Origin of the sequence: Phytobacter palmae, from assembly GCF_039409775.1 — a bacterium.
In the GTDB taxonomy this organism is placed as follows: domain Bacteria; phylum Pseudomonadota; class Gammaproteobacteria; order Enterobacterales; family Enterobacteriaceae; genus Phytobacter; species Phytobacter palmae.
Map to the genome: position 1 here is coordinate 19,626 of NZ_JBCIVJ010000018.1, position 12,430 is coordinate 32,055.

At 52.9% G+C, this 12,430-nt stretch carries 11 protein-coding genes; 2 read left to right on the forward strand and 9 right to left on the reverse strand.

Features of this window, described 5'->3' with window-relative positions; translation table 11 throughout:
* Positions 1 to 33 precede the first annotated feature (33 nt).
* The 4 genes from AAIG39_RS19470 to yfbV form a co-directional block, all read right to left on the reverse strand.
* Positions 34 to 1,866, reverse strand: a complete 1,833-nt coding sequence (locus AAIG39_RS19470) for an SLC13 family permease (protein WP_090085243.1) — start codon at positions 1,864 to 1,866, stop codon at positions 34 to 36.
* Between the two features lie 74 nt (positions 1,867 to 1,940).
* Positions 1,941 to 2,618, reverse strand: coding sequence for a sugar phosphatase (locus tag AAIG39_RS19475; protein WP_343194561.1), 678 nt, complete (start codon positions 2,616 to 2,618; stop codon positions 1,941 to 1,943).
* A complete protein-coding gene (locus AAIG39_RS19480) occupies positions 2,611 to 3,105 on the reverse strand; it encodes a YfbU family protein (protein WP_039079873.1) in 495 nt (164 codons plus the stop codon). Before AAIG39_RS19480 ends, AAIG39_RS19475 begins: the two co-directional genes overlap by 8 nt.
* Positions 3,106 to 3,199: 94 nt before the next feature.
* Complete coding sequence (gene yfbV / locus AAIG39_RS19485; RefSeq protein ID WP_047369446.1) at positions 3,200 to 3,655, reverse strand: terminus macrodomain insulation protein YfbV; 456 nt, start codon at positions 3,653 to 3,655, stop codon at positions 3,200 to 3,202.
* 337 nt (positions 3,656 to 3,992) lie between these two features.
* Between yfbV and ackA the strand changes: the two genes are divergently transcribed.
* The gene (gene ackA, locus AAIG39_RS19490; RefSeq protein ID WP_090085238.1) at positions 3,993 to 5,195 is read left to right on the forward strand and encodes an acetate kinase; all 1,203 of its coding nucleotides are present in this window, start codon (positions 3,993 to 3,995) and stop codon (positions 5,193 to 5,195) included.
* A gap of 76 nt (positions 5,196 to 5,271) precedes the next feature.
* A complete protein-coding gene (gene pta / locus AAIG39_RS19495; protein ID WP_090085237.1) occupies positions 5,272 to 7,413 on the forward strand; it encodes a phosphate acetyltransferase in 2,142 nt (713 codons plus the stop codon).
* A gap of 42 nt (positions 7,414 to 7,455) precedes the next feature.
* On the opposite strand, the gene AAIG39_RS19500 is transcribed toward pta, so the two are convergent.
* From AAIG39_RS19500 to yfcF, 5 genes are all read right to left on the reverse strand, one after another.
* Complete coding sequence (locus AAIG39_RS19500) at positions 7,456 to 9,258, reverse strand: vWA domain-containing protein (protein WP_343194531.1); 1,803 nt, start codon at positions 9,256 to 9,258, stop codon at positions 7,456 to 7,458.
* 4 nt (positions 9,259 to 9,262) lie between these two features.
* Positions 9,263 to 10,321 (reverse strand): AAA family ATPase, encoded by a 1,059-nt coding sequence (locus tag AAIG39_RS19505; protein ID WP_249569244.1) that lies wholly within the window; start codon positions 10,319 to 10,321, stop codon positions 9,263 to 9,265.
* Between the two features lie 178 nt (positions 10,322 to 10,499).
* A complete protein-coding gene (gene yfcD, locus AAIG39_RS19510) occupies positions 10,500 to 11,045 on the reverse strand; it encodes an NUDIX hydrolase YfcD (protein ID WP_090085230.1) in 546 nt (181 codons plus the stop codon).
* 52 nt (positions 11,046 to 11,097) lie between these two features.
* On the reverse strand, positions 11,098 to 11,649 hold the full coding sequence (yfcE, locus tag AAIG39_RS19515) for a phosphodiesterase (RefSeq protein WP_139223058.1): 552 nt from the start codon (positions 11,647 to 11,649) through the stop codon (positions 11,098 to 11,100).
* 55 nt (positions 11,650 to 11,704) lie between these two features.
* A complete protein-coding gene (gene yfcF, locus AAIG39_RS19520; RefSeq protein WP_090085226.1) occupies positions 11,705 to 12,349 on the reverse strand; it encodes a glutathione transferase in 645 nt (214 codons plus the stop codon).
* Positions 12,350 to 12,430: the final 81 nt, after the last annotated feature.

Below are 12,430 nucleotides of genomic sequence, written 5' to 3' on the forward strand. Positions count from 1 at the left end.
ATCCCGGCGATCGCACTTCTGCCGGGATAATCGTTAAAACGGAAACAGGACAGGGATAAGCGCGACACACACTGCCATGACAAGAAGGGTAAAAGGCACGCCGATTTTGACGAAGTCGCTGAATTGATAATTACCCGGACCAAGAACCAGTGTATTAACCGGTGATGATACCGGCGTCATAAATGCAGCTGAGGCGGCCATCGCAACGACCATTGCAAAGGGATAAGGTGAGACCCCCATCGATTTTGCCGTCGCCAGCGCGATAGGCGCCATTAATACGGCCGTCGCGGTATTAGAGATAAACAGCCCGATGGTGGCGCACAATACAAACAGACACACCAGCATCATATATGGCCCATAGCTGCCGCCGAAATCGAGTAAAGCTTTAACGACCAGATCCACTCCCCCCGTTTTTTGCAGCGCCAGCGCAAAGGGCATCATCCCGACGATCAGAATGAGGCTTGGCCAGTGAATGGCCTTATAGGCACTCTCAGCATCAATACAGCGGAATTTACCCATCAGCAGGCAGGCCGTAATCGCAGCCACCGGGTTGGGGATTTCATCTGTCAGCATCAGCGCCACCATCAATACCAGGCAGAATATCGCATGAGGTGCCTGGCTATGTGCAGGAGAGACGGCACTCTCTTCCACGGGCATATTGAGCACCAGAAACTCTCGCCCTTTCTGGCCCAACTGGCTAATCAACTTCCAGTTACCGACAACTAATAAAATGTCCCCTGGTTGCAGGGGTTCATCAACAACGACGCCGGACATTGCTTCACCGTCACGTTTAAGCCCAACCACGTTTAAGCCATACCGGGTACGAAAGCCAATTTCACGTACGGTTTTACCTAACAGCTCAGTCTCCGGTATCGGCGAAACTTCCGCCATCCCTACATCCAGCGCCTGATCGGAAAAGTATTCGCCGCGTAAAATCATCGGTTCCAGCAGTTGTTCGGCACAAAATTGGCGTAAATCAACATCCGCCGCCGACATATCAATGAGTAATACATCGCGGGCGCGAAATTCCGATACCCCATTAACGTTAACAATCACGCGACGGAAGCGCCGCCAGCGTTCAACGCCGATAACATTCGCACCATAGCGTTCACGCAGTTTCAGGTCATCGAGTCGCTGGCCAATTAAGGGGGAACCCGGGCGAATTGCCAGACGCCTGGCGCGCCCGGTCAGCCGGTATTCTTTAATCAAATCGCGGAAAGTACGCCGTTTCCAGCCATCACGCTGGCTGTCGTCTTTGTCACTTTTAAGCATAAAGCGCATCAGCAGCATATAGACAATGCCCATCAGCAAAATCACCAGCCCCAACGGCGTAACGCTAAAAAAACTGAATCCGGCCAGCCCTTCACGCAACAATTCGCTGTTCACCACCAGATTGGGGGGTGTCGCCACCAGCGTCATCATGCCGCTGATAAGCCCGGCAAAGCTGAGCGGCATCATTAAACGGGAGGGAGAAATTTGCATACGCATACAGACACTGAGTACCACGGGAATAAAAATCGCCACCACGCCAGTGGAACTCATAAAGGCACCGAGCCCTGCGACGGTGAGCATCAGCAGGACCAGCATTTTGATTTCGCTGCTGCCGGCCATTTTTACCAGCCATGACCCCATGCTGGTCGCCACGCCAGTGCGCACCAGTCCATCACCAATAATGAAAAGCGCGGCGATCAAAATAACGTTGGGATCGCTAAAACCCGACAACGCCTCGGTCATCGTCAACGTCCCGCTCAGAATAAACGCCACAATGACCAGTAACGCCACCGCATCCATGCGCACTTTACCCGTCGCAAAGAGGACGACAGCTATCATCAACAGGCATAACACCCAGATAAGCTCACCGTTCACAACATGTCCTTGTTTAAATGGGGTAATTCATCTTGCCATAAAAAAGCCCCGGCGGTGCGGGGCTACATCATGACTCAGGCTTTTCGTCTGACAACGACATTACCATCAGGCTGCTTTGCCACGCTCACTTCATCCAGGGAAGTAAGCACTAAGTCCGCCTCATCCAGGCGCGGCGAATCTGCAGGCACATTCACCGCGATAACATGGCAATTTGCCGCCAGACCAGAAAGCACGCCTGCCCCTGCGTCTTCCACCACCACACACTCTTGCGGCGGTAGACCAAGCAGTTTTGCCCCAAGCAGATAGGGATCCGGTTCAGGCTTTCCGCGCTTCACCTGCTCCGCCGTGACAAATACATCCGGCATCGGCAGCCCTGCCGCACGGTGGCGAGCATGAGCAACAGGGATGGATCCCGACGTCACAATCCCCCAGGGAATATGGGATTCATTGAGATGGTTCAATAACTCGAGCGCGCCGGGCAAGGCCACGACACCTTCGGTATCCGTCGCTTCAATCTCCTCCAGCCAGGTAAACTCCGCGGCGATTTCCTCTTCGGAGCGACCAGCCATAAAGTGACGTAACGAAGTAATGGCCTGTTTGCCATGGATAAAATCCAGCACTTCGTCATGATCGATGCCGAAGCGGTCGGCCCAACTGCACCATGAACGCTCCACGACGGGCAACGAATTTACCAGGGTGCCATCCAGGTCAAACAGAAATCCTTTGCACTGCACGCGAGCCTCCTCAGGCATTGATAATTTGGTTAATTTCATTAGCGCTCAGATGATACTGGCGCGGGCAGGAGTGCCATACATTCAGCATCCGCTGATATTTTTCCCACATTGGCGTCTGCGCATTAAAGCCATGTGTACCGGCATCGAAATGGGTATAACGCCCTTCAATGTTAACCATAAAGCGAACATAACCGAGATAACGCGCTTCGGTGGCTGCATCAAAGCCTAAGAAGGTGACGCGGCGTTCATCAATAGATTGAGCGTCTTTCAGATTGGCCCAGGAGACATGTAACGCATGGTACATCTCCATGATATCGATAACGGTACGGCAGGTTTCTTCTTTAAGTTCGCCGAACTCACGATCCAGCTCACGCATTTGCAGACCATAGCCGCGCTCGATAATGGTCTGCAGACGACGGTAGCGCTCAGCATTAGCAGGATCCATCATGGTCATCATTTTATACTGATTAGACAAAATCAGTCGTTGGGCATTGGTCATTTCCATCTTACGACTCCTGTGCGCGTTGAAGATTAAAAAAAAGACACGGTAACTATTAATGGTTACTGTGCCTTTTTTTACTGACCGTTTCGATGATCAATCACAAGTCATCAAGGAAAGTTTTATCGAGTTGTTTGAAGGCGCGCTTAAGCGTGTCAGCTAATGCCTGATAATCAGGTTTGCCTTCGACAGGTGCCAGTGCCTGACCAGCCTCCTGCAATTTACCGCGTACTTCATAAAACCAATGCAGAATCGTCGGGGGCAACGGCGTGACAGAGCGCTTACCCAGCCACCACAGCCCTTGCATTGGCAGGCTCAGGGCAAACAGCGCCGTGGCGACCGCCGGGCCTAACTGCCCGCCAAGAGCAATTTGCCAGCACAGCGTAAACACAGCAACGGGTGGCATAAAGCGAATGGCATAACGGGTGGCGCGTATCGTTCGATTTTCTATAAATAGCGGGGCGAGGCTTTTTTCCATGGGCCAGGTCTTCGCATAGTGCTGCCCCCGGCGAAACAATCCAAAAAAACTTACGGGGCGATTTTCTGAAGTGGACATGGCGTTACCTCAACTTCACATATAAAAATTAAAATAATTGTGCAAAACAACAACTGTGCATGACAACGTTAAAATTTTTTGTCAATTGCGCACGGTATCAGGTATCCTGTGCCTGCCTTAACAGGCCGTAGACGAAGTGTGGTCGCTCGTCAACTTTGAAGTCCATTATGCCACTGTCTGAAATTTGCGCAAAATGGCATAAAATCTTAAGTATTCTTTCCATCATGCCAGAAAATTAACCGGGCATGATGTTAATCATAAATGTCAGCGTCATCATCCGTTATTCTGTGAGACTCACTGACGTTTTTTTAGCCACGTATCATAAATAGGTACTTCCATGTCGAGTAAGTTAGTACTGGTTCTGAACTGCGGTAGCTCCTCACTGAAATTCGCGATCATCGACGCAGCCAACGGTGAAGAGTACCTTTCTGGTTTAGCCGAATGTTTCCATCTTCCTGAAGCACGTATCAAATGGAAAATTGACGGCGGTAAACAAGAAGCGGCTTTAGGTGCAGGTGCCGCTCACAGTGAAGCGCTGAACTTTATCGTTAACACTATTCTGGCACAAAAACCAGAACTGTCCGCACAACTGACAGCAATCGGTCACCGTATCGTGCACGGTGGCGAAAAATACACCAGCTCCGTGGTTATCGATGAGTCCGTTATTCAGGGCATTAAAGATGCAGCCTCATTTGCACCGCTGCACAACCCGGCTCACCTGATCGGTATCGCGGAAGCGCTGAAATCTTTCCCAAGTCTGAAAGAGAAAAACGTTGCTGTTTTCGACACTGCATTCCACACCACCATGCCGGAAGAGTCTTATCTCTATGCTCTGCCGTACAAATTGTACAAAGAGCATGGTGTTCGTCGTTATGGCGCACACGGCACCAGCCACTACTATGTGACGCAGGAAGCCGCTAAAGTCCTGAACAAACCGGTAGAAGAACTGAACATCATTACCTGCCACCTGGGCAACGGTGGTTCTGTATCCGCCATCCGTAACGGTAAATGCGTTGACACCTCCATGGGCCTGACCCCGCTGGAAGGTCTGGTCATGGGTACCCGTTCTGGTGATATCGACCCGGCTATCATTTTCCATCTGCATGACACCCTGGGCATGAGCGTTGAAGCTATCAACAAAATGCTGACCAAAGAGTCCGGCCTGCTGGGCCTGACCGAAGTCACCAGCGACTGCCGTTATGTAGAAGATAACTACCAGGAGAAAGAAGACGCAAAACGCGCCATGGACGTTTACTGCCACCGTCTGGCGAAATATATCGGCTCTTACACTGCGCTGATGGATGGTCGTCTGGATGCGGTTGTGTTCACCGGTGGTATCGGTGAGAACGCAGCAATGGTGCGCGAACTGTCCCTGGGCAAACTGGGCGTTCTGGGCTTCGAAGTTGATCACGAACGTAACCTGGCTGCCCGTTTCGGTAAGTCTGGCTTCATTAACAAAGAAGGCACTCGTCCGGCTGTCGTTATCCCGACAAACGAAGAACTGGTTATCGCGCAAGACGCGAGCCGTCTGACTGCCTGATTACACACCGCCAGCTTAGCTGGCGGTGCTGTTTTGTAACCCGTCAGAAATGGCGGTAACGAAAAGAGGATTAACCGTGTCCCGTATTATCATGCTGATCCCTACCGGAACCAGCGTCGGCCTGACCAGCGTCAGCCTGGGCGTGATCCGTGCTATGGAACGTAAAGGCGTTCGTCTGAGCGTCTTTAAACCTATCGCCCAGCCGCGCGCCGGCGGCGATGCGCCAGACCAGACCACCACCATCGTACGCACCAACTCCGGCCTGCCAGCGGCAGAACCGTTGAAGATGAGCTACGTTGAGTCCCTGCTCTCCAGCAACCAGAAAGATGTGCTGATGGAAGAAATCGTCGCACGCTACCACGAAAACAGCAAAGACGCTGAGGTTGTACTGGTTGAAGGTCTGGTCCCGACCCGCAAACATCAGTTTGCTCAGTCCCTGAACTTTGAAATCGCGAAAACCCTGAACGCGGAAATTGTGTTCGTGATGTCTCAGGGCACGGATACTCAGGAACAACTGAAAGAGCGTATCGAACTGACCCGCAGCAGCTTTGGCGGCGCGAAAAACACCAACATCACCGGCGTTATCGTTAATAAACTGAACGCGCCGGTTGATGATCAGGGTCGTACTCGCCCTGATCTGTCTGAAATCTTTGATGACTCGTCTAAAGCAAAAGTCATTAAAGTCGATCCGGTAAGCCTGGCGGCCTCCAGCCCGCTGCCTGTACTCGGCGCAGTACCGTGGAGTTTCGACCTGATTGCGACTCGTGCAATCGACATGGCGCGTCACCTGAACGCGACCATCGTCAACGAAGGCGAAATCAGCACCCGCCGCGTGAAATCCGTGACCTTCTGTGCGCGTAGCATTCCACACATGCTGGAACACTTCCGCGCAGGTTCTTTGCTGGTGACCTCCGCAGACCGTCCGGACGTGCTGGTGGCAGCGTGCCTGGCCGCAATGAACGGTGTTGAAATCGGTGCGATCCTGCTGACAGGGGCCTACGAAATGGATCCGCGCGTCAGCAAATTGTGCGAACGCGCGTTCGAAACCGGCCTGCCGGTATTTATGGTTGAGACCAATACCTGGCAGACCTCTCTGAGCCTGCAGAGCTTTAACCTGGAAGTGCCGGTTGATGACCATCAGCGCATCGAGAAAGTTCAGGAATACGTTGCCAGCTATATCAATGCAGACTGGATCGAGTCTCTGACCGCGACCTCTGAACGTAGCCGCCGCCTCTCTCCGCCTGCCTTCCGTTATCAGCTGACCGAGCTGGCACGTAAAGCCGGTAAACGCGTTGTACTGCCGGAAGGCGACGAACCGCGTACCGTTAAAGCAGCGGCTATCTGTGCTGAACGCGGCATCGCAACCTGCGTACTGCTGGGTAACCCGGAAGAAATCAACCGTGTTGCGGCAGCGCAAGGCGTTGAACTGGGCACAGGTATCGAAATTGTTGATCCGGATGTGGTACGTGAAAGCTACGTTGCCCGCCTGGTCGAACTGCGTAAGAGCAAGGGTATGACCGAAGCGGTTGCCCGTGAACAACTGGAAGACAACGTTGTTCTGGGTACCCTGATGCTGGAACAGGACGAAGTTGACGGTCTGGTCTCCGGTGCGGTTCACACCACCGCGAACACCATTCGTCCGCCGCTGCAGCTGATCAAAACGGCCCCGGGTAGCTCTCTGGTCTCTTCCGTATTCTTTATGCTGCTGCCGGAACAGGTTTATGTTTACGGTGACTGCGCAATCAACCCGGATCCGACCGCTGAACAACTGGCTGAAATCGCGATTCAGTCCGCTGACTCCGCTTCTGCTTTTGGCATCGAACCGCGCGTGGCAATGCTCTCCTACTCTACCGGTAACTCCGGTGCGGGTAGCGATGTTGAGAAAGTCCGTGAAGCAACGCGCCTGGCGCAGGAAAAACGCCCGGATCTGGTTATCGACGGTCCGTTACAGTACGACGCTGCCGTTATGGCCGATGTTGCGAAATCCAAAGCACCGAACTCACCGGTTGCAGGTCGCGCTACCGTGTTCATTTTCCCGGATCTGAACACCGGTAATACCACCTACAAAGCGGTACAGCGTTCCGCTGATCTGATCTCCATCGGGCCGATGCTGCAGGGTATGCGCAAACCAGTTAACGATCTGTCACGTGGCGCACTGGTTGACGATATCGTCTACACCATCGCCCTGACTGCAATTCAGTCTGCTCAGCAGAAATAATTGCCGTTAACTGAAAAAGCTCCTGCATGCAGGAGCTTTTTTTTAGCTTAGTGAAAACACCTTCCCTCGGGGGACAAAGGGCAGCCGATGATTCTGAGGCAATAACCAGGCATGCTCCATTTTCACCGAAACATAATTCTCGCAAAACCCGTCGGTAATAATCAGTAACGGTCCGCCACGCGGGAAATCTCCGCGCAACGCCAGGCTATCCAGTAAATCAATACCAGGTTGCAAAACAGTACCACCTCGCCCTTGCAGCGTAAAATGGTGAAGAAGTTGTTCAGGCTGGACCCAGCCACGATCGTAAGCTTTTGCGTCACAACAGATAAAGCGCACGGCAAATACCTCGCGCGCCAGAGAATAACTGGCGATGGCGCCAAGCGCCTTGCCCAGCAACTTAGGGTCCATCGAACCGGAAGTATCCAGAATGACGCCAAAAACGCGCGAATGCCTCTCCTCTTCCGTCGGGGGCTGAATGGCTGGTCGGGGAATATCCGGTGTCGCGCTCTGACGACGAGACGGACGCGCATAGGTACGACGTCGCTCAGGCGGCGGGAAATGCTCATCGAACCACTCAGCCAGGGCAACATCCCAGGGGACAGGTGGTTGCGCCAGGCTACGGATTTCTTCAATCAACCCGGCTGGCAATGTTCCACGGCTCTGGTCATACAGACAACGCTCCATCCCCTGATACAAGGCCCGACGACAATAGGCCTCGGCATTCATAAATCGCGGATCGCCGTCCTCACCCAGAATATCGCCCCCCGCCCTGCCCCTCAGAGTGATCAGCTTGCGCGACCGGCGCATATCCATGGCGAGCGAATCATAAATTTCTTCTGCCGACATTCCCCTGAACCGGGCGTCATAGAGCAATCCCAGCTCTGGCGGTGCACCAACCTGCATCTCAATAAGCCAGTCGTTGATGATAAAATCGCAGGCCACATTCCACAGTTCCGCATCGCGCCCGCGGCGGCGGGATGCATGGTTCAATCCTGCATGTAACAGTTCGTGGGCAAAAACAAATAGCATCTCCGCCTGGGTTAAGCGGGCCGTCGGGTTGATCCAGATTTTGCCAATACCGACGTCAATCGCCGCCACGGCAATATCATACTGGCTGCATAACTTCGCATCTTCTTCAATGTCGAATCCTGCAGCCAGCGCCCCCAACAAGGGATAAAGGGTCATTATCTGTTGCCGGGCTTTCTGCGCTAGCGTCAGCCGATACTTCTGGCCCGGCTGTGGCTGATATCCACCCATCTGTTCAAGTGCCTGGCTGACGCTATTGCTCAGGCCATCAGCCAGCAACGCCTGCCAGTTAATGGAGTGATAGCGTGACGATTTTTCAACGTGAACAAAATGACGTTGCTCACCACAATAAATGGTCTGCCAACGGGCAAGTGATTCCGAAATACCCTCTTCCTGCAATTGTCGAAACAGAAGTTCAGCGTCGCTGTGTATATCGTGCGGAAAAAGGTAAGACTGCAATTCTTCTGGCAATGGACCGATTTTTAGCCCTTCGCAAAAATGCATTGTAGAAATCAGTACTGCCAGCTCCCATGTTGTCTCAGGCGTCCGGGGCGTTATATAACCGAACCCCAGCGCCACCAGCGCCTGGGCAACCATCCGCGCCCATTGTTCTGGCCGGGCATGGCGCTTTGCATTGAGCCACAAATAGCCATCACTGCTGATTGCCAGCCAGTTTTTCGCACTCACCTGCGCGTGCGTATGGTCAAAACGGACATAGATGTGAGCAAAAATGGGGGAGAATAACGGATGCCATGCGATAATCTGCAACCCGGCCTGACAGGCATCAAGCGCAGGGTTACGCTCCGTTTTACGTTTCATGGCCTTAATTCCTTACCGCCAGGCGAGGAAGATCGCGAGCAACCTCCAGTAAAAACCAGGCCGGAAGTTTTTTGCCCTGTTCGTCTTCACTCATCACAGATTGCGCAATCTCTACGCTAATTCGCGCCAGCGTTTTCAGGCAGTCTTTCGCTCTCATCGCGAGCTGCTTGTGCTCATTACGCAATGTCTTGTCCGTTTCTGGCAGCTCTTTATAAAGATACGTGCGGAAAGATTGCGCAAGGAAATAGAGAATATCGCGATCGGCAGGATCGTCCGGCCAGTTCGCATCACCTTTAAGGATGGAGGAAACGGTATGTTTTTGGCGAATCTGTTTAATAAAGCCTTTAAAACTCGCCGCATGCGCAGGCGATAAAAGACCATAGATCAGCGCTTCCAGCATCTCATCACTGATAGTCTCGCCAAACGATTTAAGGGCGTCAGAAAGCATGTGCCAACTGCGTGGCGTCGAAAAAGGTTCTTCATGCTTCGGTGGCTCATTCCAGAGTTGATCCGGACGCAACTGAATGTACTCCACAACCCAGGGGTGAATGGAGGATTCATTGATAGCCCAGTGCAGCCACTGACGATGGTCGGCACGCAGATGGACATGCACCATGCGGTTGATCAGCGCCGAGGGCATTGGTTTCACGATTGCCGCATCTTTTGCACGGTTCCCTGCGCCAATGACGACGGTGCCTTCCGGCAGCCGGTATTCACCAATACGCTGCTCCAGAATTAAGGAATAAAAAGCTTTCTGAATTTCGTGAGAGGAGGCGTTCAGCTCATCAAGGAATAAAACGAAGGGTTTGTCACGGACGATATTTGCCGGGGGATAAAATCGCGAACACTGCCCGTCAATTTGTGGAATGCCCAGCAGATCTTCTGGTGCAAGCTGGCTGCCAAGAAGCGAGACGCACTCCATGCCGACTTCATCAGCAAAACGCCGCACCAGCGCACTTTTGCCAATTCCCGGCGCACCCCATAAAAATACAGGACGGGTAATGGCAACATTAAGGAGAAATTCGAAGGTCTGATCTGGTGTCAGTTGTATAGCTGAAAGCATAAAAATTCCTTTTCGTTATATTTTTTCGCAACCTTTCAGATTAATGCAAAAGCCGAAACCCGTCACCTAAATTTCCCTGCCCCTTTTATGCCCGTAAAAAAGCCACGCTGATTATTCATCAGCGTGGCTCATTCCCTTGTGAAGCTCAACGCTTTCAGGCCAGGCTTTTACCGTAACCTTATTCTGTTTCTTCGGCTTTTTCGACTGGGTTGCTGGCGTTACGGCTCATCCACAGCGCCAGTGCTTTTAACGAATCTTGCGTAAATTCATCACAGCGGGCGGTGATCTCTTCTGGCGTCATCCACCAGACTTCGCTCACTTCCTCTTCCTGCAGGGCAAACGGGCCATGAGAGACGCAGCTAAACAACCCGCCCCACACCCGACAGTGTTCATCTTCAAAATAAAACGTGCCATGTTCAGCAAACGGGACACCGGCAATACCAAGCTCTTCTTCAGCTTCACGGCGAGCGGAATCCAGCAGCACTTCGTCAGCCTGCACAACGCCGCCTGCAGTGGCGTCCAGCATACCCGGCATAAAATCTTTGGTTTCCGTACGGCGCTGAACCAGGATCTTGCCCATACCATCGTGGACTACGATATAGGTCGCGCGGTGGCGCAAACATTGCGCGCGCATTTGCTCGCGACTCGCCTGAGCGATGACCTCATTGTCCTCGCTGACAATATCCACCCACTCCGTGCCTGTAAAATGATTCGGTTCCACCATCACAAATGTCTCGTCATTGCGCTCTTATGGCGCGTTTTAGTTGAAGGGTAACTTACGGATTAATCGCGACCTGTGCAATAAGCCGCTTATCATTCAGTGCCATTACGCGCAAAACACCCTCTTCCAGCATGCCGTAACTGGCGTCGAATCCCCCTTTAGGAATACTCACCGAGCCCGGATTAAAGTGAAAAACGTCCCCCTGCCGCTGCGCCACCGGCAGATGAGTATGACCATAGACCAGCACATCGCCCTGCGCCAGCGGCGGTAAATTATCCGGCCCGAACAGGTGACCGTGGGTCAAAAACAGGCGCTGTGCAGGCAATAACACCTGCTGCCAGGGGGCCGTAATGGGGAAATTGAGCAGCATCTGATCGACTTCGCTGTCACAGTTGCCACGTACCGCAATAATGCGTGATGCATGTTCATTCAGCCGCTCCGCTACCTGCGCGGGCGCGTACCCTTGCGGCAGCGCGTTTCTTGGCCCGTGATTGAGCACATCACCCAAAATCACTAACCACTGCGCCCCGCTTTCAGTAAACAACGCCAGTACGCGTTCGGTGGCAGGCAGCGAGCCGTGAATATCGGAGGCGAACATCAGTTTCATCACTACACCTCAGGTTAAAGAGAGTGCCGTATCATACCGCAAGCGCGACCAGGTCTCAGCCCGCACGCTTCGCTGACAGTGCGACATAGCGTTGTATCGAGGAGCGCTGCCACTGGAAGGTGGCGTAATCCACCAGACGCTCCGGTACCTCATCGCCATTCATTACCAGTCGGTTAATCATCAGGGCCAGATCGGCATCCGCGATACACCACTCGCCAAACAGATTCGGTTTACCGTGTGCCAGCAACTCTCCGGCAAGGACAAAAAGTTTGGCGGCACTTTGCTGACCTGCGGCGCTGAGCGGCGCTTTCTTCACCCCGGCGAAGATCACATCGGTGCTGCGCTCTTCGCGAATCGGCATCAGATCGCTGCGGACCCACGCCTGCACCTGGCGGGCACGGGCGCGTTTTTGTAAATCGTGAGGATAGATACGTTCGTATTCCGGCGGCGCAAAGCACTCTTCCAGATATTCGTCTATTGCCGAGGATTCGCTGAGCTCAAAACCGTCAATTTCCAGTACGGGTACGCGGCGAGTAAGATGATAGCCAGTCCATCCTGTCTTCTGCTGCTCCCCATTTTCCAGATCAACTGTTTTCAGGCTAAAGGACAGCCCTTTTTCCTGAAGCGCTACATAAGCAGACATGACATAAGGGGAGAAAAAATCCGCATCTGACCACAACGTGATTGTCGACTCGCTCATAACATCCTCTCAACGATTAGGTTTACCATCAAAATATAACGTCCTGTTAAGACTGTCACTTGATGAAAACTCACGCGTGAT